Source organism: Streptomyces sp. NPDC101234, assembly GCF_044767525.1.
Classification (GTDB): domain Bacteria; phylum Actinomycetota; class Actinomycetes; order Streptomycetales; family Streptomycetaceae; genus Streptomyces; species Streptomyces sasae.
Genome location: NZ_JBIWOA010000058.1, coordinates 1 through 18,644, shown reverse-complemented (window position 1 = coordinate 18,644; position 18,644 = coordinate 1). Strand labels below are relative to the sequence as shown.

The 18,644-nt window shown below is 71.6% G+C and carries 21 protein-coding genes and 1 pseudogene; 12 read left to right on the top strand and 10 right to left on the bottom strand.

Annotated elements, in window-relative coordinates; genetic code table 11:
- Positions 1–112: 112 nt before the first annotated feature.
- From ACIRR9_RS51775 to ACIRR9_RS51750, 6 genes are all read right to left on the bottom strand, one after another.
- Complete coding sequence (locus ACIRR9_RS51775; RefSeq protein ID WP_403767731.1) at positions 113–1,459, bottom strand: FAD-dependent oxidoreductase; 1,347 nt, start codon at positions 1,457–1,459, stop codon at positions 113–115.
- 193 nt (positions 1,460–1,652) lie between these two features.
- Positions 1,653–2,321: a TetR/AcrR family transcriptional regulator gene (locus ACIRR9_RS51770; protein ID WP_403767729.1), complete on the bottom strand. Its 669-nt coding sequence runs from the start codon at positions 2,319–2,321 to the stop codon at positions 1,653–1,655.
- Positions 2,322–2,457: 136 nt separating this feature from the next.
- Entirely contained in the window at positions 2,458–3,180 is a 723-nt protein-coding gene (locus ACIRR9_RS51765; protein WP_403767726.1) for an HAD family hydrolase, read from the bottom strand.
- 36 nt (positions 3,181–3,216) lie between these two features.
- Positions 3,217–3,888, bottom strand: a complete 672-nt coding sequence (locus ACIRR9_RS51760) for a phosphatase PAP2 family protein (RefSeq protein WP_403767723.1) — start codon at positions 3,886–3,888, stop codon at positions 3,217–3,219.
- A 57-nt stretch (positions 3,889–3,945) separates the two neighbouring features.
- Positions 3,946–4,881: a M56 family metallopeptidase gene (locus ACIRR9_RS51755; protein ID WP_384567598.1), complete on the bottom strand. Its 936-nt coding sequence runs from the start codon at positions 4,879–4,881 to the stop codon at positions 3,946–3,948.
- 95 nt (positions 4,882–4,976) lie between these two features.
- Positions 4,977–5,522 carry a DUF5134 domain-containing protein gene (locus ACIRR9_RS51750; protein WP_384567595.1) on the bottom strand — a complete coding sequence of 182 codons (546 nt, stop codon included), beginning with the start codon at positions 5,520–5,522 and terminating at the stop codon, positions 4,977–4,979.
- A 164-nt stretch (positions 5,523–5,686) separates the two neighbouring features.
- On the opposite strand from ACIRR9_RS51750, the gene ACIRR9_RS51745 reads away from it, so the two are divergent.
- Positions 5,687–7,345 (top strand): FUSC family protein, encoded by a 1,659-nt coding sequence (locus ACIRR9_RS51745; RefSeq protein WP_403767719.1) that lies wholly within the window; start codon positions 5,687–5,689, stop codon positions 7,343–7,345.
- Positions 7,342–7,914 (top strand): MarR family winged helix-turn-helix transcriptional regulator, encoded by a 573-nt coding sequence (locus tag ACIRR9_RS51740; protein WP_403767717.1) that lies wholly within the window; start codon positions 7,342–7,344, stop codon positions 7,912–7,914. Before ACIRR9_RS51745 ends, ACIRR9_RS51740 begins: the two co-directional genes overlap by 4 nt.
- Before the next feature lie 195 nt (positions 7,915–8,109).
- On the opposite strand, the gene ACIRR9_RS51735 is transcribed toward ACIRR9_RS51740, so the two are convergent.
- Positions 8,110–8,502: a VOC family protein gene (locus tag ACIRR9_RS51735; protein WP_316766660.1), complete on the bottom strand. Its 393-nt coding sequence runs from the start codon at positions 8,500–8,502 to the stop codon at positions 8,110–8,112.
- Positions 8,503–8,619: 117 nt separating this feature from the next.
- On the opposite strand from ACIRR9_RS51735, the gene ACIRR9_RS51730 reads away from it, so the two are divergent.
- Complete coding sequence (locus ACIRR9_RS51730; RefSeq protein ID WP_403767713.1) at positions 8,620–9,159, top strand: GNAT family N-acetyltransferase; 540 nt, start codon at positions 8,620–8,622, stop codon at positions 9,157–9,159.
- Positions 9,160–9,174: 15 nt separating this feature from the next.
- Here ACIRR9_RS51730 and ACIRR9_RS51725 read toward each other — a convergent pair whose 3' ends face one another.
- Positions 9,175–9,858 carry a glycerophosphodiester phosphodiesterase gene (locus tag ACIRR9_RS51725; RefSeq protein ID WP_403767710.1) on the bottom strand — a complete coding sequence of 228 codons (684 nt, stop codon included), beginning with the start codon at positions 9,856–9,858 and terminating at the stop codon, positions 9,175–9,177.
- 414 nt (positions 9,859–10,272) lie between these two features.
- Here ACIRR9_RS51725 and ACIRR9_RS51720 point away from each other — a divergent pair, with 414 nt between their 5' ends.
- The 5 genes from ACIRR9_RS51720 to ACIRR9_RS51700 all read left to right on the top strand — a co-directional run bounded on the left by ACIRR9_RS51720 (position 10,273) and on the right by ACIRR9_RS51700 (position 14,908).
- Positions 10,273–11,670 (top strand): DUF6421 family protein, encoded by a 1,398-nt coding sequence (locus tag ACIRR9_RS51720; protein WP_403767707.1) that lies wholly within the window; start codon positions 10,273–10,275, stop codon positions 11,668–11,670.
- Between the two features lie 41 nt (positions 11,671–11,711).
- Positions 11,712–12,458: an SDR family NAD(P)-dependent oxidoreductase gene (locus ACIRR9_RS51715; RefSeq protein WP_365345038.1), complete on the top strand. Its 747-nt coding sequence runs from the start codon at positions 11,712–11,714 to the stop codon at positions 12,456–12,458.
- A complete protein-coding gene (locus ACIRR9_RS51710; RefSeq protein ID WP_403767704.1) occupies positions 12,455–13,525 on the top strand; it encodes a threonine aldolase family protein in 1,071 nt (356 codons plus the stop codon). The genes ACIRR9_RS51715 and ACIRR9_RS51710 overlap by 4 nt, the downstream gene beginning before the upstream one ends.
- 78 nt (positions 13,526–13,603) lie before the next feature.
- Positions 13,604–14,197, top strand: a complete 594-nt coding sequence (locus tag ACIRR9_RS51705; RefSeq protein WP_403767702.1) for a transglutaminase domain-containing protein — start codon at positions 13,604–13,606, stop codon at positions 14,195–14,197.
- Between the two features lie 9 nt (positions 14,198–14,206).
- Positions 14,207–14,908 (top strand): B3/4 domain-containing protein, encoded by a 702-nt coding sequence (locus ACIRR9_RS51700; RefSeq protein ID WP_403767700.1) that lies wholly within the window; start codon positions 14,207–14,209, stop codon positions 14,906–14,908.
- Positions 14,909–14,923: 15 nt separating this feature from the next.
- On the opposite strand, the gene ACIRR9_RS51695 is transcribed toward ACIRR9_RS51700, so the two are convergent.
- Both ACIRR9_RS51695 and ACIRR9_RS51690 read right to left on the bottom strand, forming a co-directional pair.
- Positions 14,924–15,652, bottom strand: coding sequence for a lysophospholipid acyltransferase family protein (locus ACIRR9_RS51695; RefSeq protein ID WP_403767698.1), 729 nt, complete (start codon positions 15,650–15,652; stop codon positions 14,924–14,926).
- 187 nt (positions 15,653–15,839) lie between these two features.
- Positions 15,840–16,256 (bottom strand): DUF4395 domain-containing protein, encoded by a 417-nt coding sequence (locus ACIRR9_RS51690; protein ID WP_403767696.1) that lies wholly within the window; start codon positions 16,254–16,256, stop codon positions 15,840–15,842.
- 106 nt (positions 16,257–16,362) lie between these two features.
- Between ACIRR9_RS51690 and ACIRR9_RS51685 the strand changes: the two genes are divergently transcribed.
- The 4 genes and pseudogenes from ACIRR9_RS51685 to ACIRR9_RS51670 all read left to right on the top strand — a co-directional run.
- Positions 16,363–16,776, top strand: coding sequence for a TlpA family protein disulfide reductase (locus tag ACIRR9_RS51685; protein ID WP_403767694.1), 414 nt, complete (start codon positions 16,363–16,365; stop codon positions 16,774–16,776).
- 208 nt (positions 16,777–16,984) lie between these two features.
- Positions 16,985–17,494 carry a flavin reductase family protein gene (locus ACIRR9_RS51680; RefSeq protein WP_403767692.1) on the top strand — a complete coding sequence of 170 codons (510 nt, stop codon included), beginning with the start codon at positions 16,985–16,987 and terminating at the stop codon, positions 17,492–17,494.
- Between the two features lie 218 nt (positions 17,495–17,712).
- On the top strand, positions 17,713–18,501 hold the full coding sequence (locus tag ACIRR9_RS51675; protein ID WP_365345024.1) for an electron transfer flavoprotein subunit beta/FixA family protein: 789 nt from the start codon (positions 17,713–17,715) through the stop codon (positions 18,499–18,501).
- A 52-nt stretch (positions 18,502–18,553) separates the two neighbouring features.
- Positions 18,554–18,644: pseudogene (locus ACIRR9_RS51670) on the top strand (electron transfer flavoprotein subunit alpha/FixB family protein); the annotation flags it as partial.

Here is an 18,644-nt window from a genome sequence, read left to right as displayed (position 1 = left end):
GACAGCACGAGACCGTAAGCGGCTTGAACAGTTTGTTGATTTCCACGGTGTTGCCGACTGGTGTCATGCCCATCCGGTGGCGGACGACTCCGCTACGGCCCGGTCCGTTCCGCTACGACACCGTCCGTGCCGCCTCCAGCAGGGAGTCCCAGTCGGCCAGTTTGACCACGCTCCGGCCGAGCCGGGCGCCCAGTGCGGCCTCGGCCCGCTCGATCGCCTGCCACCCCGTCCACTGCACCGGCTCGATGCCCGCCGCGCGCAGTTCGGCGACCGGATCCTGCGGCACCTGCCTGCGCAGCAGTACGGGTGCGTCCTCCAGGAGGGAGAGCACCGTCTCCTTGGCGTCAGGCCGGTTGGAGCCGATGACGCCGGTCGGGCCGCGCTTGATCCAGCCGGCCACGTACTCGCCGGGCGCGCTGAAGCAGCCCTCCACGATCCGGCCCGCCGCGTGCGGCACGGTGCCGGTCTCCTCGTCGAACGGGAGCCCGTCCAGCGGAACTCCGCGATAGCCCACCGAACGCAGCACCAACTGCGCCTCGACGGTCTCGTACCGCCCGGTGCCGCGCACCCCGCCCCGTCCGTCCGGCTCCGTCCGCTCGAAGAGCACCGCGCCCACCCGCCCGCCGTCGTCGAGGAGTTCGACCGGGCGCAGGAAGAAGCGCAACCAGATGCTGCGGCCGGTGCCCCGGCCGCCGGCGCCGCCCCAGCCGCGCAGCACCTCGACGTTGCGGCGCTGGACGGCGGGCAGCGCGGACGGGTCGGCATAGCCCGGGTCGAGCGCCAACTCGTCCGGATCCAGCAGGACTTCGGTGTCCGGCAGGCCGCCCAGCTCGCGCAGCTCCTTGGTGGTGAATCGGGCCTGGGAGGGGCCGCGCCGGCCCACCACGTGCACATCTCTTATCCCGCTCGCGGCGAGCGCGGCCAGGGCCGCCTGCGGCATGTCGGTCGGGCTCAGCTCCGCCGCGCCCCGGGCCAGCATCCGGGCCACGTCCACCGCCACATTGCCGACGCCGATGACCACGGCCGAGCGGGCGTCGCGCACGAACCCGGCGTCGACGGCGTCCGGATGCGCGCTGTACCAGGCCACGAAATCGGTCGCCGACCAGCAGCCCGGCAGTTCCTCGCCCGGAATGCCGAGACGCCGGTCGCTCGCGGCGCCGAAGCAGTACACCACCGCGTGGTACAGCTGCCGCAGCCGCTCCACGGGGAGTTCGCCCGGACCGCTGCCGACCCTGACCCCGCCGAGGAACCGCACCCGCTCGTGCTCCAGGACCGTGCGCAGATTCCCCTGCAGCGATTTGATCTTCTCGTGGTCCGGGGCGACTCCGTACCGCACCAGTCCGTACGGGCACGGCAACCGGTCCAGGACGTCCACGGACACCGTGGGGTCGAGCTGGACCAGGTTCTGGGCGGTGTAGCACCCGCTCGGCCCGGAGCCGACGACGGCGACACGCAACACGGGGGACTCCTTGCCCGAGGGGCTGGTGGCTCCAGCATCCCACCGGCACGGCCGCGTCGACAGGGGCCGCAGGGGTGACGCGGACATGTGCCCGCTCATACGTATGGTGATCGTTCGATGACTGTACGTATCAGCCGCGAGTGCGCTCCTGCGTGACCGGGCACCGCTGACGCCACGTCAGACACGCTGCCGGCTAAGGCCGTTCGGACTCGGTGCGGTCCTCGGTGGCGAAGAAGCGTGACAGGTCCTTGCGCTCGGTCACGGGCGCGGACTCCGGCGGCACGCCCAGCTCCCAGTCGAGCCCGTAACGCTCGAACAACTCCGCCCGCAGCACCGGGACCGGCATCGGCACACCCGGCACCAGCGCCGCGTACACCGCCCCCATCAGCAGGGCGCGCAGCATCGGGTAGTCGGCCGTGACCTCGTGCGAGCCGTACCGGGCGACGGTGTCGCCCAGCAGCTCGGCGAGCCGGCGCTGCTCCGGGCACTGCACGAAGCCCTCCGCCTGGAGCAGCCCGGCCATGTGCTGGCGCATCAGCACCGGCCGCTCCCGGGCGAGCCCCAGGATCGAGTCGATGGCCCGGGCCAGCCGCTCCCGGCCGTCCTCGGTGCGCGGCTCCTGCTCCAGCGCCTCCTGCAGCGTGCTCCACATCAGCCGGTGCACGGCGGACTGGACCAGCTGGCGCTTGCCCGGGAAGTAGTACGAGACGAGCCCGCGCGCCGAACCCGCCCGGTCGGCGATGGCGCCCAGCGTGGTGGCCTCGAAGCCGTGCTCGTCGACCAGCTCGACCGCGGCCTGGAGGAGCCGTTCCCGGGAACGCCTGCGCAACTCTTCATTGACCGATGCGCTGCGCGGGGACATGCTGGAACTCCTGCGTTGACTGGCTGCCAGCCAACTATAATCGACGCAGCGGGCACCGCCCTGCGCGGGGCCTGTTCAGGGCTGCCGTCCGTCCGGGGCGACACGGGGGAGCGTCTCGGGCGGACGGCGCGGCAGATCAGACCTGCGTGGGCGTGGCCGGTCGGCGGGCCACGCCCACCAGGTCCAGCACCGGCAGCAGCGCGTCCGGCCGCTCGGTCACCGGCAGATGGTCGACGAAGTGGACCCGGCAGCCGAGCGCCGCCGCCCCGCCGTCGGCGGGCCTGCTGTCCCCGACCATCACCGTCTCGGCCGGCTCCGCCCCGAGCGCCTCCAGGGCGACCGTGAAGAGCCGCGGGTCCGGCTTCTGGACACCGTGTTCGTAGGACAGGACGTACGCGTCCACATAGGCGTCGAGCCCGTGCTCGCGGAAGACCGGGCGCAGGTCCCAGCCGATGTTGCTGACCACTCCGATCCCGATCCCGTGCGCACGCAGCGTGCGCAGCACCTCGGCGGCGTCCGGGTACGGCGTCCAGGCCCCCGGGGCCATGTGCCGCTCGTACAGCGCGTCGTGCAGTGCCGCGTCCGGCAGCGGCACCCGCCGGGACAGCCCGGTGTACGCGGCCCGGTGCAGTTCCGCGCTCTCGTCCCGCACCGCCCACACCCCTGCGAGTTCCTCGGGCACCTCGACCGGGTTCGCCCCGCCGGGCTGCGCCCCGGCCGCCTCCAGCGCCCGCGCGACCTCGGCCGACTCCGCCTCCGGGAGCCTCGCTCCGGACTCGGCGAGCACCGCCCGCAGCCAGGAATCGGTGGACTCGATGCGGAAGAGGGTCCCGGAGAAGTCGAAGAGCACAGTAGCCATGCGCCGGACTCTACCGACGGCCGCGTCGGGCACTGGCTACGAGTGAGGACGTTCCCGGCCGTCGAGCTCCCACTCGTACACCAGCACCGCCAGCGCCACCACCAGGGCCCCGAGCAGCCAGCCGCCGAGCACGTCCGAGGGCCAGTGGACGCCGAGCCAGATCCGGGTCAGACCGACTCCTATGACCGACACCGCGGCCGCGATCAGGGCCGTACGCCACAGCGCGCGCCCGGTCCCGCAGCGGTGCAGGAGCCACAGCAGCAGGCCGCAGACCACGGTCGCCGTCATGGCGTGCCCGGAGGGGAAGGCGGCGTACCCGGCGGAGTCGACCGGGTCGGACCAGACCGGGCGGGGGCGGTCCACGGCCACCTTGAGGGACTGCTGGGCGACCGTGCCCAGCGCACAGGTCAGGGCCAGCCACAGGGCGGTCCACCACGCCGAGTGCCGCCACACCAGCCACACCGCGACCGCCGCACACAGCAGCCGCATGGTCAGCGGGTCCCAGACCCGGTCCGTCAGGATGCGCAGGACATGGGTGGTGTCGTGGTCCGCCACGGCCCAGCGATGGGCGGTGCCGGCGATGCCCTCGTCCAGCGCCACCAGAGGAGGCCACTCGCCCGCGACGAGAGCGAGCAGCAGCGCCGAGGACAGGGCGAGGACGGCGGTCGCGAGGAGCGGGGCGGAGCGGTCGCTGGGTGGGGGGCGCATGGCGTGATCTTTGCCGAATCATTGCTCGGAGGGCAATTCCTCATGACGGGTGAGGCTTCACCCGAGTGCGCGCAGGCCGGGTACGAGCGCCACCAGCACCGGGATCACCGGGACCAGGGCGGCGGTGGCGGTCAGGCGCAGCCGGTGCCGTGCGGGCAGCCGGTCCGGGGCGGTGAGCAACCGGTCGACGCGTTGCGGGACATGGGCGTGCGGGGTCGGGCCGGGGCCGAACACGCCCCGGTCCTCGTTGAGTTCGACCAGGGCGAGTGCGGTGGTGAGGCGGCCGTGGCGCCGGGAGGCCATGTCGTCGGCGGCCAGTTCGACCAGCCGGTGCATCTCGTCGCGGAACGCGGCGAACACCGGGATCTGCGGGAACCCGCCGGCCAGCGCGGCCGAGCAGTGCAGCAGCCAGTCGTGCCGGGCCTGCGCGTGCCCCTGCTCATGGGCGAGCACCGCGTCCAGCTGACGCCCTTTCAGACGGCGCAACGCGGCTGTGGTCACGACGAGTCGAGGAGCCGATCCGGACAGCCACCAGGCGTCGGCGCGCTCGCCCTCAAGGACGACGAGACGGCCGTTCGCCGGTTCCTCGCCGGGCAACAGCGGTGCACGGACCAGGAGTTCGGCCCTGCGCTGCCGTCGTCCGGACCGGGCGCGCAGGATCTCGCGCACCAACATCGCCCCGCTCCACAGCCCGGCGCCGGCGAGGACCACCGCGGTCGTCGCCGCCCACGGACCGGGCGTACCGAGCCCGTAGGCGTCCATCACCCCGCTCGGAGCGGTCGCGAACACATGCCCCCGCACCGCCTGCCAGGCCGCCGCCGCGCTCAGTGTCATCGACAGCGCGCAGCACAGCAGCACGGTCGCCACCACGCACTGCCATGCCCACAGGGCGACCACCGGCTCCCGGTCCGTCCAGTCGGCCCGGGCGAGAAACCGGGGGCCGACCACTGCGGTCAAGGCGCCGAGCAGCAACAGTGCCACAGGGACCATCATGGCCAGCACCCTATGAGCGGCGGACCGCCCAGGGGTACAGCCCATTGCGCCAAAGTGACGCAGGCAACGTTTGCGCCGCGAGTGACGTCACTTCGTCACAGCGCCAGCAGCATCGTCACCATGCCGATGCCCATCGACAGCCTGCACGCCCGCGCCAGTTCGGGCCGGTCGCCCCACCGGACCGCGCCGGTCCCCGCGGCCGTCACCGCGGCCGGAACCAGCCGTGCGCCGGACACGAGGACATAGCCGGCGAAGTAGAGGACCAACGGGCCGGTCACCAGCGGGACTCCGGCGCCGCCGTGGTGGTGGGCGCCGGGCGAGGCGGCCATCACCACCGCCATGTAGACCATCGCCGCCGCCCCCACCAGATGGTGCAGATGGTGCGGGCTGCTGCGGGCGCTCCACAGCGCACGCAGCGCGGCCCCGCCGAACACCGCCGCGTAGAGCGGCCATGCCCACACCGGCGGTGTGAAGACGGTCGCGGGCACGGCCATCGCGGCCATGCCGAACCCCATCAGCGCCTCGCCGCCCGCGGCGCGCCGCTGTTCCTCGACGCTGCTGCGCATCCGCAGCAGGCAGTAGGCCCCGGTCGCCGCGCACAGCGCGACCAGCAGCCAGCCGGGCGAAGCCGGTCCGTGCACGCGCACCTCCCCGCTCGACGTCGTATCGATGGATGCGATGCCCCGGCCGTACGGCGCGCACGCGAGCGCAAGGATGTACACGGGGAGCACTCGGCGGAGCACAGCCTGTGAGCAGGACTGTTCGAGAATGTTTTACGAGTAAAATACATGCTAAATTAGTGGGTATGAGCACCGCACCCGCCACGACCACCCGACGTCTGCCCCTCGCCGGTCTGCTGCGCCTGGGCCGGCCCTCCGACATCTGGTTCAAGCCCGCGCTCAGCGTGGTCGCCGCGGTCGCCCCGCCCAACCTGACCCTGCTGGCCCTCGGCCGCCTCGACCTGGCGACGTACACGATGGCCGGATCGCTGTGCGCCCTCTACGGCCACAACCGCCCCTACCCGGCCCGCGCCCGCACGCTGGCCGGCGTGATCATCGGCATGGTCGCCGGACTCGCCCTCGCCCTGACCGTCGCCTCGCTCACCACGAACGCGGTCGTCCTGGTCACCGTCGGCGCCCTCATGGCCGCCGTGCAGAAGGCGCTCTGCGACGCCACCCGCGTCGGCCCGCCCGGGAACGTGGTCCTCGCCTTCATCAGCTCCGCCTCCCTGTTCGTCCCGCAGACCCTCGGCCAGGTCCCCGGCCATGTCGCACTGGCGCTGGCGGCGGGCGCCTGGGCCTGGCTGGTCGGCATGGCACCCGGACTGCTGCGCCCGCACGGCCCCGAACGCCGGGCCACCGCCCATGCCCTGAGGGCCACCGCCGCCCACGTCGACACCCGCGGTACCGCGGACGGGCAGGCCCGCACCCGTGCCACCGCGGCCGCCGCCGTACAGGCCGCCTGGCAGTCCCTGCTCGCCACCGGCGCCCGCACCGACCGCACCCGCCGGGCCCTCGAACACCTCGTCGTCCGGGCCGAGGTCGCCCTCGCCGCCCCCGCCGACGCGGACCCGGCACTGCTGCGCGGCTGGGCCCGCGCCCTGCACGGCACCGGACGCGTCCCGCGGGTGGCCGGCGCCGCCGACGAACTCCTCGGCATCGACGCCGAACTCGCCGTGGCACAGCGCCCGTTGTGGCACCGGCTCGGCCCGCTCGCGCCACTCGCCGCCCGCACCGCGCTCGGCTGCGCCCTCGCCGGATACGCCTCCCTCGCCCTCGGTGTCGGCCGCCCGTACTGGGCGCTGGTCACCGCCGCCTCCCTCTACCAGGCCAATGTCACCCTCACCTGGAGCCGGGGCGTCCAGCGCGTCGTCGGCAACCTCCTCGGCGTCCTCGTCTTCGCCGCCGTCGTACCCCTCGCGCATCTGCACCCGGCCGCCCTGGTGTTGTGCTGCCTCGCCTTCAACTTCGGCGCCGAGGCGCTGATCGGCCGCAACTACTGGCTCGGCAGCGTCTGCGTCACCCCGATGGCCCTGCTCGTCACCGAGTTCGCCCGTACCCAGGACGCCGGGCAGCTGGTCACCGAGCGGGTCGTGGACACCCTGGTCGGCGCACTCGTCGGCTTCGCCACCGCCGTCGTCGTCACCAACCGCCGGGCCGGCGACCGCATCGAACACTCCCTGACCGCCGTCGAACGGGCCCGCGAACAGGCGGCCCGAGTGCTCGCCGGGCCGCAGCCGGACCCGCGCGCCCTGGAGTCCGCCCGCCGCACCCTGGCCGCCGCCCTCGCCGAACTGCGCGCCACGGCCGACGCCGCGTCCGGCGAGTGGTGGCAACGCGCGCTGCCCCAGGAGCGGGTCGTGCTCGCCGAGCAGTCCGGACACCGTACGCTCGCCGCGACGGTACGACGCCAGGGACCGCACACCTGGGACCACGCGAGGACAACGGAGGACGTACGGCCATGACGGCGACCAACGGACGACCGGCGGCCGGCAGCTACGCGGAGCAAGACGCGGGCAAAGGAGCGGGCAGGGACGACACGGTCGCCGCCGTCGTCCGGCAGTGGCGGACCGTCCATCCCGACCTGGACACCGGGCCCATGGAGGTCATCGGCCGGATCAACCGCTGCGCCGCCCTGCTCCAGCAGGCCGAGGACGCCCCGCTGCGCCGGGCCGGCCTCAGCCGCCCCGAGTTCGACCTGCTGGGCGCGTTGCGCCGCACCGGCCATGAGCTGACCCCGAGCGAGCTCGCCAAGGAGACCTTCTCCTCCGGCGCCGCCGTCACCAAGCGCCTCAAACAGCTCACCGAGCGGGGCCTGGTCGAACGCCGCGGCGACGCCCGCGACCGGCGCGTCGCCCACCTCCGCCTCACCGAAGCGGGCCGGGACCTCGTCGACGGCATCCTGCCCGAGCAACTCGCCTACGAGACGTCCGTACTGTCCGTGCTGGCCCCCCAGGGACAGGGCGAACTGGCGGGTCTGCTGGCCGAGTTGCTGGGCCGGCTGGAGGGCAGGATGGGCGCGCTGCGGGCCTGAGGCCCCTACGTGGTGGGTCCGCTCAGCTCTCGCCGTCCGCCCAGGATCCACCGAACACCGCAGCCCGCGGGCCGACCGGTACGGCGGTGCGCGATCCGCCCGGCACCCGCATCGGCACGCACCGTTCCTCGCGAGGGATCTCTCCTGCGAACACCGGACCCGCCACTGCCGACGGCCACCGGGAAGCCCACGGCGCTAGATCCCCGGCCGGTACCGGATCGGGTGGTCGGCCGGCACCTCCACCAGGACGATCCTGGTCCCGTCCGGATCGGCGATCCACATCTCGACCAGCCCCCAGGGCTCCTTCACCGGCGCCCGCACGATCTCGACGCCCTTCGCGAGCAGCTCCTCGTGCGCCGCCGCGACGTCCGCGACCTGCAGCCAGAGCTGGACGGCCGGTGAGGCGGGAGTCTCCGAGCGCCCGGAGACCTCCAGGAAGCCGCCGCCGAGGAAGTAGACCGTCCCGCGCTCGGCACCGGTACCGAACTCGCGGTAGACGGCGAGGCCGAGCCGTTCGCCGTAGAAGGCGCGGGAGCGCTCGGGGTCGGTGGGGTGGAGAAGGGTCCGGCTGCTCAGTACGTGCACCATGCAACCGGAGCGTAGTGCCAGGCGGGCCGGTGTGCCCGGCACCCGGAACGGGAGGGCTGCGCGCGGCGTTAGGCTCGTCCCCGGCTCATGCAGTGCCCCAGATCGGAGAACCCGCACATGGAGAACGCCGCCGCCTCGCTGACCTTCCGGGACGCCATCGACGCCGACGTGGACGTGCTCGTCGCGCTGGTCGAGTCGGCGTACCGGGGCGACTCCAGCCGGGTCGGCTGGACCACAGAGGCGGACATCCTGGAGGGGCAGCGGACCGACCCGGACGGTGTCCTCGAAGTGATCAAGGCGCCGGACGGCACCCTGCTGACCGTCGAGCGGGACGGCCGGGTCGTCGCCTGCTGCCAGCTCGAACACCGCGGCACCCACGCCTACTTCGGCATGTTCGCGGTCAGCCCCGCCCTGCAGGGCGCCGGCCTCGGCAAGGCCGTCATCGCCGAGGCGGAGCGCCGGGCGCGGGAGGACTGGGGCGCCACCGAGATGCACATGACCGTGATCTCGGTGCGGGAGGACCTGATCGCCTGGTACGAGCGGCGCGGTTACCGCCGTACGGGAAGGATGACCCCGTTCCCGTACGGCGAGGAGCGCTTCGGCATCCCGCAGCGGGCCGACCTGCAGTTCGAGTTGCTGGTCAAGCCGCTGGTGTGATGTTCGCGCCTGCGGTCACGCGGTGAAGCGGGCGGTGCGTTTGATCTCCGGGTAGTCGGTCGTCGCGCCGTCCAGCTGCAGGGCGCGCACCAGCCGCAGCTGGTCCTGGGTGTTCACCACCCAGCCGAGGACCCGCAGATCGGCCTTGCGGGCCTGCTCGACGACCTCCAGGGTGAGCCGCCGGATGTTGAGGCAGAGGGTCGCCGCCCCCGCCTCCTGGGCCCGCTCGACCACGTCGGGGCCGTACCTGCTGGCGATCAGCGCGGTGCGCACGCCCGGCACCAGCCGGGCGATCTCGGTGACGGCCTCGTCGTGGAACGAGGACACCTCCACCCGGGACACCAGGTCCCGGCGCTGCATCACCTCGGCCAGCGCGCGGGCCGCCGCCACGTCCTTGATCTCGGCCTGGAGGGGTGTCTTCACCGCGTCCAGGACTTCCTCGAACACCGGCACCCGCTCACCGCGGCCCGCGTCCAGGGTGCGCAGCTCCTCCAGGGTCTTCTCGGCGATCGGGCCGGTGCCGTCGGTCGTGCGGTCCACCTCCGCGTCGTGCATGACGACCAGGGCGCCGTCCTTGCTGAGGTGCAGATCGAGTTCGATCAGGTCGAGGCCGGCCTGCTGGGCGGCGACGAAGGAACGGAGGGTGTTCTCGGGCTCGACGCCCATGACTCCGCGGTGACCGATGGTAAGGAAGTTCAAGATTCAACTCGCTTCCGTCGACGGCGGCGGTGGGGGGCACGCGCGCGGACCGTGCGACGGACGTCGCTGTCCACGCGGCTGGGCGCAGCCTAATGGCCGTCCGTCGTGATGAACCCGTACGTACACGGGGGGATTGGTGTGCCGGGCGCGCGGTGGCTGGCCCGTGCCCCGGTCGGCGGTCACCCGGGGGTGGGCGCGTCCTGCCGCGCATTGACCGGCCGGATCCGTGCGGTCCCCGAGACCTGACGCCCCATCACCGGCCGTAGTGGATGTGAGCGCATTCACGGTTTCACACAGGAAAAAGCGCGGTGAAGTGGGGATGCCGCAGGATAATTTCCTGAGGTCCCCCTTGCTGGGAGAAAGCTCGTATGCATACGGTGTCCTTACGGAAGCAACTCCCGTGGAGGATGGGTCATGACGGAAATTCTTGTGCAGGTGGGTTCGGAGGAGCAGGTTCCTCCCGTGACCAGGGTGGTCGAGCACCCGGCGTGGCCCGTGCTCAAGGAATCCGTGGAGCGGATCCGGCCATGGCAGTCCAAGGACGGGTCGATCGACTTCGACGCCGCGGACGCCCCCGCTCGCGCCGACGCCGCGCGTGCCGTCGACGCCGTGATCGGTGCCGTCGAGACGCTGGCCCCGCTGCTCCCGCACGATGCCGACTACCACCGGGCGCTCGTCGCCGACCTGCGGCGCTGGGCCGACACCGGCTTCCAGGTGCCCGACTTCCTCGACTCGCTGCTGGCCTTCCAGCCCGCCGCGGGCCGCGCGGACGGCCTCCAGCACCTGGTCGTCTTCCCGATGTACACCCAGAACGGCAACCCGGACCGCAATCTGGAGGCGGTCGTGCTGCGCATGGTCTGGCCGGAGTGGCTGGCCGAGCTGGAGCGCACCCGCTACGACAACCCGCTGTTCTGCGGCATCAAGTTCGAGGACTTCACGGCCGGGTACGACACCAACTCCGCCGTCCTCTTCCCGGAGACCATCGCCGTTCGCGAGGCGCCGGAACGATTCTCCTGGGGCGGTATCTTCTGCGACCGCGAGGCCGCCCGCTTCCGCCGGGTCACCGACGCGGCCGTCGGCATACTGGGCCTGAACCTGCCCGAGGACATCGCCGCGATGGTCCACGACCAGAAGCGCTGCGAGGAGGCCTTCGTGCTGTGGGACATGGTCCACGACCGCACCCACAGCCACGGCGACCTGCCGTTCGACCCGTTCATGATCAAGCAGCGCCAGCCGTTCTGGATGTACGGCCTGGAGGAGCTGCGCTGCGACCTCACCGCCTTCAAGGAGGCCGTGAAGCTCCAGGCGGACGGCGTCCCGCAGGCCCGTGACGTGCAGTACGCGGTGCTCTTCGACCGCATGTTCCGCTTCCCGGTCACCGGCGACCGCGTCCGCAACTACGACGGGCTCGGCGGCCAGCTGCTCTTCGCCTACCTGCACAAGCACGACGTGGTCCGCTGGACCGACAACAAGCTCGCCATCGACTGGGAGCGCGCCCCGCAGGTCACCAACGAGCTGTGCGCCGAGATCGAGAAGCTCTACAAGGACGGCATCGACCGCCCGAAGCTCGTCCACTGGTTCGCCGGGTACGAGCTGGTCGCGACCTACCTCGCCCCGCACCCCGGCTCCAAGTGGGCCAAGGGCCCCGACGCCCTCGACCTGGCCCTGCCGCCGCGCAAGCTCGTGGACGACGTGCTTCCGGACGAGTTTCCGCTCAGCATGTTCTACGAGGCCCTGTCCAAGAAACTGAAGAACGTGATCGCCGAGACCAAGGGCATCACTGCGGACAGCGCCGAGCCGGTCGCGGCGTGAGCGACCGGCACCGGAACACGGCTCAAGAGGGGAACGACATGGTGGGCAACGGGGCTCTCAGCGGTGCGGTGATCGCGGTGGCCGGCGCGGGCGGACCCGCGGGGCGTGCCACGCTGATGCGGCTGGCCGAGGCCGGCGCGACCGTCGTCGGGGCGGACAACGACCCGCAGCGCCTGTCCGAGGCCGTCGACGCGGCCCGCTACGCCTCCGGCGGCGCCAGCGTCACGGGCGACACGGTGGATCTGCTCGACCTGCAGTCCACCCGGGACTGGGCCACCCACGTCGAGAAGGACTTCGGCCGCGTCGACGGTCTCGTCCACCTCGTCGGCGGCTGGCGCGGCAGCGAGACCTTCACCAAGACCAGCCTGGACGACTGGGACTTCCTGGAGCTGCTGCTGGTCAAGACCGTGCAGCACACCTCCCTCGCCTTCCACGAGGCGCTGCAGCGCAGCGAGCGCGGCCGGTACGTCCTGATCAGCGCCTCCGCCGCGAGCAAGCCCACCGCGGGCAACGCCGCGTACGCCGCGGGCAAGGCCGCCGCCGAGGCGTGGACGCTCGCCCTGGCGGACTACTTCCGCAAGGCCGGGGGCCCCGAGGGCCCGACCTCCGCCGCTGCCATCCTGGTGGTCAAGGCGTTGGTCCACGACGCGATGCGCGCCGAGCGGCCCAACGCGAAGTTCGCGGGCTTCACCGACGTCAAGGACCTGGCCGAGGCCATCGAGGGCGTCTGGAGCAAGTCCGCCGCCGAAGTGAACGGAAACCGTCTGTGGCTGACCGAGAAGCCGTGAACCCTCCGAAGACCGACGCGCGTCGCCACCACGACCCGCAGGTCCGCGGTTTCGCCAGTGACAACTACGCCGGAGCCCACCCCGAGGTGCTCGCCGCCCTGGCCCTCGCCAACGGCGGCCACCAGGTGGCCTACGGCGAGGACGAGTACACCGAGAACCTCCAGCGGATCGTCCGCGGCCACTTCGGGGCGAGCGCGGAGGCCTTTCCGGTCTTCAACGGCACCGGGGCGAACGTCGTCGCGCTCCAGGCGGTCACCGACCGCTGGGGCGCGGTGATCTGCGCCGAGAGCGCGCACATCAATGTCGACGAGGGCGGCGCCCCCGAACGCATGGGCGGCCTCAAGCTGCTCACCGTGCCCACTCCGGACGGCAAGCTCACCCCGGAGCTGATCGACCGGCAGGCGTACGGCTGGGACGACGAGCACCGCGCGATGCCGCAGGTGGTGTCCATCACCCAGAGCACCGAGCTGGGCACCCTCTACACGCCGGACGAGATCCGCGCGATCTGCGAGCACGCCCACGCGCACGGCATGAAGGTGCACCTGGACGGCTCCCGGATAGCCAACGCGGCGGCCTCCCTGGACGTGCCGATGCGCACCTTCACCAACGCCGTCGGCGTCGACATCCTCTCCCTGGGCGGCACCAAGAACGGCGCCGTCTTCGGTGAGGCGGTCGTGGTGATCAACCAGGACGCCGTCAGCCATATGAAGCACCTGCGCAAGCTGTCCATGCAGCTCGCCTCCAAGATGCGCTTCGTCTCGGTGCAGCTGGAGGCCCTGCTGGCCAAGGACCTGTGGCTGCGCAACGCCAGGCATGCCAACGAGATGGCCCAGCGGCTCGCCGAGGGCGTCCGGGCCGTGCACGGCGTCGAGATCCTCCATCCGGTGCAGGCCAACGGCGTCTTCGCCCGCCTCCCGCACGACGTGAGCCTGCGCCTGCAGAAGCGCTTCCGGTTCTACTTCTGGGACGAGGCCGCCGGGGACGTGCGCTGGATGTGCGCCTTCGACACGACCGAGGAGGACGTGGACGCGTTCGTGGCGGCGCTCAAGGAGGAGATGGCGCGCTAGCCTCCTTCGATGCATAGATATGCGGTCACCTGAAAAGTCATTGACTCTCGGGTGATCGCATTCCTATGCTCTGCGGGCATGGAGCCGATCCAGAACACCGCCGACCTGTCCGCCTATCTGGCCGCCGACGAGGCCATCGACCATCACCATCCCGTGGTCCGGGAGGCGGCCGCCCGGCTGGCCGCGGAGGTCGCGGACTCGTATGCCTATGCGCAGGCCGCCTATGAATTCGTGCGGGACGTCATCCCGCACTCCCAGGACTCCGGCGACCTGCGCGTCACCTGGCGCGCCTCGGACGTGCTGGAGCGGCGCACCGGCATCTGCTACGCCAAGGCCCACGCCCTCGCCGCCCTGCTGCGCGCCGAGGACATCCCCACCGCCCTGTGCTACCAGCGGCTGCTGCACGACGACGGCGGCGGCCACGCGGTGCACGGCCTGGTCGCCGTCCGCTTCAACGGCTCCTGGCGCCGGCAGGACCCGCGCGGCAACAAACCGGGTGTCGACGCCCGGTTCTCCCTCGACGGCGAGCGGCTGGCCTTCGTCCCCGATCCGGAGTCCAGTGAGATGGACTATCCGGTCCTGTACGCTGAACCTCACCCGGTCGTGCTCGGCGTGTTGAAAGCGGCGCCCGACCGTCCGTACCTCTGGAAGACGCTCCCCACCGCACTCTGAGGCAGACAGATGACTCTCACGCTCACCGTGTCCGACGAGGTGCGCGCCCTCGTCCCCGGCTTCACGCATGTCGCGATCGAGGCCCATGGACTGGTCAACGGGCCCAGCACCGAGGAGAGTTCGGCGCTCCTCGACGACGTGGCGCGCCGGCTCGCGGTACGCCTCGACGGGCGCGCCCCGCACGAGGACCCGCACATGGCCGCCTGGCGTGCCGCCTACACGGCCTTCGGTTCCAAGCCGTCCCGTACCCGCAACTCGGCCGAGGCGCTGGCCAAGCGGGCTCTCGCGGACGGCGGTCTGCCCCGTATCAACCTGCTCGTGGACCTCTACAACGCCATCAGTGTCGCCCACCTGATCCCCGTCGGGGGCGAGGACCTCGGCCTCATCCAGGGTGGGATGCGCCTGGTCCGGGCCACGGGGGAGGAGGACTTCGTGACCGTGGCCGGCGGCGAGGAGAGCGTCGAGCACCCGGACGCCGGCGAGATCGTGTGGTGCGACGACGCCGGAGTCACCTGCCGACGCTGGAACTGGCGCCAGGGCCCCCGTACCCGCCTCACCGAGGACACGACCTCGGCCGTCTTCCTGCTGGAGAGCCTCGCCCCGATGCCGGTCGCGGAGGTCGAGGCGGCGGGCGCCGAACTCGCCGAACTCCTGGAGAAGTTCAGCCCGGGCGCTCGCATCGACGTGCGCGCACCCGAGACCGCGAGCTGAGGCCGGGGCCGGGGCTCAGATCGCCTCGGCCGCCTTCAGCTGCTCCTGCGTGGGCGCCGTACCGCCCAGGTGGGCGGGCAGCCACCAGGTGTCGGTCGTGTCCTTCGGGCGGGCCGGGTAGGCGCGCTGGGCGGTGTCCAGGAGGTCCTGCACCCGCTCGCGCAGCCGGCGGGTGATGGCTCCCGCGTACTGGTCGCGGGGTGCCTCGACCGGCTCGCCGACCCGGATGGTGATGGGGAGGTGGTTGCGCTTGAAGTTGCGCGGCTGGCCCTTGGTCCAGATGCGCTGGGTGCCCCACAGTGCCATCGGGATCAGCGGGACGCCGGCCTCCTGGGCGAGGCGCGCGGCGCCCGACTTGAAGCTCTTCAGCGTGAACGACTGGGAGATCGTGGCCTCCGGGAAGACGCCCACGATCTCACCGGACCTCAGCGAGTCCAGCGCGTGCTGGTACGCCGTCTCGCCCTGCGCACGGTCCACCGGGATGTGCTTCATCCCGCGCATCAGCGGACCGGAGATGCGGTGCCGGAACACCGACTCCTTCGCCATGAACCGCACCAGGCGCTTCTGCGGAAGCGCCGCCAGACCGTCGAAGACGAAGTCCAGGTAGCTGATGTGATTGCTCACCAGCACGGCACCGCCCGAGCGGGGGATGTTCTCCGACCCCTGGCAGTCGATCTTCAGGTCCCAGACCTTGAACAGTGTCCTGGCGAAACCGATGACGGGACGGTAGACCAACTCGGCCATGGGCGGGGCGGACCCTTTCTGCTCTGCCTGGGAAAGGGGCTCCCGGCGGGAAAGTTACGCAGCCGTAGGTTTACGGCGTCTCGCAGATCGTGCCCGAAGAACGGACGGGGAGCCAGCCCTGGTGCCCCGGTGTGGCGAGATCCTCGTCACGTCGCCCCATGATCCACCTCGGATTTTTAACCCACCTTTACTCCGCGCGTACCGCCAGTCGCCGCAGCAGCAGAAACATCTCGCACCCCAGGCAGTACCCGAACGCGGAGTTGAGGAACGCCGCGGCGAGCGCGAGCCCGGTCGCCGTGAGGCCCAGCCACCCGGGACCCAGCGTGAACCCGACCAGTCCCAGTCCCGCGAACACCAGTCCCACGGCCTGGGCGAACCGCGGGGGTTCCGGTGGCTCGAACTCCGTCGGGGGAGCGAGGCGGGGGCGTACGGCGGTCCGGAACAGCCAGCCGTACGGCGAACGGCCGACGCCCGCGGCCGCGCCGAACGCGAACACGAGCGTCTGCCAGGCGAGGAGCCAGGGGCTCCGGGTGATGAGCGCGGCGGCCAGTACGGCCGTCGTCACGGCCGCCGCGAACCGCGGCCCACGTGCGTCGATGTCCATGAACCAAGGATTCCGCCCCGAAGCCCGGCAGGGGAGTCGGGAATCTTTGCAGTCTCGTGAACGCTTGCCGGGGTGGCGGGCGGCCTCATGGAAGCTTGTGCGGGTGATGACCGGACTGGTGGTGTGCGTGGCGGTGCTCGCGGCGGCGAGCGTCTACGGAGTGCTGCACAAGCGGCGGAGCGGGAGGGTGCGGGTGCGCGGGCGGGACGACGGCAAGCGGCTCGGGGCGGCCGAACTCGGCGGCGAACTGGGCGAACGGGCCACACTGGTGCAGTTCTCCAGCGCCTTCTGCGCGCCCTGCCGGGCCACCCGGCGGGTACTGGCCGAGGTCGCCGGGATGGTCCCCGGGGTGACCCATGTCGAGATCGACGCGGAGGCCCGTCTGGAGCTCGTCCGCGAACTGGAGATCCTCAAGACGCCCACCGTGCTGGTGCTCGACGCCGACGGCCGGGTGGTGCGCCGTGCCACCGGGCAGCCCCGCAGGGCGGACGTCATCGCGGCGCTGGGGGAGGCGGTTTGACGGCTGTGTCAACGACGGTGAGGCATCTCCCATATGCCGGAACGTACTTGACTGGGCGCACCACCTATCGTCAGCCTGACCGTATGCCTCATGAACTCCTTCTCTTCGGGCGGGTCCACGTGGACCTGGCCCGCACCGCGAGCGCGCGCTGTCCGGGTCGCTGAGCAGCCCCGGACCCGAAGACCGCCTCCCGCAGAAGGACAACTCCATGACGGCCACGCCCGACCTCGGCACCACTCAGCTCGCCTCTGCCGAACTGCTCCGCTCCGCCTTCCGGCGGCACGCGGCCGGCGTCGCGGTGATCACCGCGCGCGGTGCCGACGGCCCGGTCGGCTTCACCGCCACCTCTTTGACCTCCGTCTCCGCCGAGCCCCCGATGCTCTCCTTCGGCGTCGGTACGGGTGCCTCCAGCTGGCCCGCGATATCGACCGCCGAGCACATCGGCGTGCACATCCTCGGCGAGCACCAGGCGGAGCTCGCGGCCACCTTCGCGCGCAGCGGCGCCGACCGCTTCGGGGCCCCCACCGACTGGCGGGAGGGCCATGCGGGTGTCCCGGTCCTCGACGACGTGCTGGTCTGGCTGGTGTGCCGGGTCGTCGCACGCGTCCCCGCCGGGGACCACCGCATCGTGCTGGCCGAGGTCGTCCTCGGCGACCCCTCCGGCACCGGTCGGCCACTCCTCTACCACCAGGGCGGGTTCAACGGCCTGCGGGATTGATCACGCGCTCCTCGTTCTGCGAACGCGTCGAGTTCCGGTTACGCTGCGTTGCGAAGGTCACAGTTCAAAGCGCTTGCTTAGCGGGCATGAACTGGCTGTACTGGTGAGTAATATTTCGTTCGGAGCGCGCGGCCGCCCCGACCGGGATGAGCCGCTTGAGGCGCCTATGCTGCCTGCAAGAGGCAGCCCAGAAAAGACGATGCAGTAGGAGAGCCGGCGTGAGCCTGAGGATCGTTGTCACTGTGAAGTACGTGCCCGACGCCACTGGCGACCGGCACTTCGCCGATGACCTGACCGTCGACCGTGACGACGTGGACGGTCTGCTCTCCGAGCTGGACGAGTACGCGGTCGAACAGGCGCTGCAGATCTCCGAGAACTCGGACGACGACGTCGAGGTCACCGTGCTGACCGTCGGTCCCGAGGACGCCAAGGACGCGCTGCGCAAGGCGCTGTCGATGGGTGCGGACAAGGCGATCCACGTCGAGGACGACGACCTGCACGGCACCGACGCGATCGGCACCTCGCTGGTGCTGGCGAAGGCGATCGAGAAGGCCGGCTTCGACCTGGTGGTCTCCGGCATGGCCTCCACCGACGGCACCGCCGGTGTGGTCCCGGCCCTGCTGGCCGAGCGTCTGGGTGTCCCGCAGGTCACCCTGCTCTCCGAGGTCTCGGTCGAGGACGGCACCGTCAAGGGCCGCCGTGACGGCGACGCCGCCAGCGAGCAGCTGGAGGCCTCCCTGCCGGCCGTGGTCTCGGTGACCGACCAGTCGGGTGAGGCGCGTTACCCGTCCTTCAAGGGCATCATGGCGGCGAAGAAAAAGCCGGTGGAGTCCTGGGACCTGTCCGACCTCGACATCGAGGCGGAGGAGGTCGGCCTGGAGGGCGCCTGGACCAAGGTCGAGGACGCCACCGCGCGTCCGGCCCGTACGGCCGGCACGATCGTCAAGGACGAGGGCGAGGGCGGCAAGCAGCTCGCTGAGTTCCTCGCGGGCCAGAAGTTCATCTGAGCCCAGCACTCGCTGACCGCCCCTCAACTTCTTTTCGCAGGAGAGCAATCCCATGGCTGAAGTCCTCGTCTACGTCGATCACGTGGACGGTGCCGTCCGCAAGCCCACCCTGGAGCTGCTGACCCTGGCCCGCCGCATCGGCG

What these genes read in the sequence shown, in the direction of transcription:
- ACIRR9_RS51740 (WP_403767717.1), top strand. Translation starts at nt 7,342, where the DNA reads ATGACGGCGACCAACGGACGACCGGCGGCCGGCAGCTACGCGGAGCAA.
- ACIRR9_RS51680 (WP_403767692.1), top strand. Translation starts at nt 16,985, where the DNA reads ATGACGGCCACGCCCGACCTCGGCACCACTCAGCTCGCCTCTGCCGAA.
- ACIRR9_RS51690 (WP_403767696.1), bottom strand. Translation starts at nt 16,256, where the DNA reads ATGGACATCGACGCACGTGGGCCGCGGTTCGCGGCGGCCGTGACGACG.
- ACIRR9_RS51755 (WP_384567598.1), bottom strand. Translation starts at nt 4,881, where the DNA reads ATGATGGTCCCTGTGGCACTGTTGCTGCTCGGCGCCTTGACCGCAGTG.
- ACIRR9_RS51695 (WP_403767698.1), bottom strand. Translation starts at nt 15,652, where the DNA reads ATGGCCGAGTTGGTCTACCGTCCCGTCATCGGTTTCGCCAGGACACTG.
- ACIRR9_RS51720 (WP_403767707.1), top strand. Translation starts at nt 10,273, where the DNA reads ATGACGGAAATTCTTGTGCAGGTGGGTTCGGAGGAGCAGGTTCCTCCC.
- ACIRR9_RS51765 (WP_403767726.1), bottom strand. Translation starts at nt 3,180, where the DNA reads ATGGCTACTGTGCTCTTCGACTTCTCCGGGACCCTCTTCCGCATCGAG.
- ACIRR9_RS51685 (WP_403767694.1), top strand. Translation starts at nt 16,363, where the DNA reads ATGACCGGACTGGTGGTGTGCGTGGCGGTGCTCGCGGCGGCGAGCGTC.
- ACIRR9_RS51770 (WP_403767729.1), bottom strand. Translation starts at nt 2,321, where the DNA reads ATGTCCCCGCGCAGCGCATCGGTCAATGAAGAGTTGCGCAGGCGTTCC.
- ACIRR9_RS51730 (WP_403767713.1), top strand. Translation starts at nt 8,620, where the DNA reads ATGGAGAACGCCGCCGCCTCGCTGACCTTCCGGGACGCCATCGACGCC.
- ACIRR9_RS51735 (WP_316766660.1), bottom strand. Translation starts at nt 8,502, where the DNA reads ATGGTGCACGTACTGAGCAGCCGGACCCTTCTCCACCCCACCGACCCC.
- ACIRR9_RS51700 (WP_403767700.1), top strand. Translation starts at nt 14,207, where the DNA reads ATGACTCTCACGCTCACCGTGTCCGACGAGGTGCGCGCCCTCGTCCCC.
- ACIRR9_RS51760 (WP_403767723.1), bottom strand. Translation starts at nt 3,888, where the DNA reads ATGCGCCCCCCACCCAGCGACCGCTCCGCCCCGCTCCTCGCGACCGCC.
- ACIRR9_RS51705 (WP_403767702.1), top strand. Translation starts at nt 13,604, where the DNA reads ATGGAGCCGATCCAGAACACCGCCGACCTGTCCGCCTATCTGGCCGCC.
- ACIRR9_RS51745 (WP_403767719.1), top strand. Translation starts at nt 5,687, where the DNA reads ATGAGCACCGCACCCGCCACGACCACCCGACGTCTGCCCCTCGCCGGT.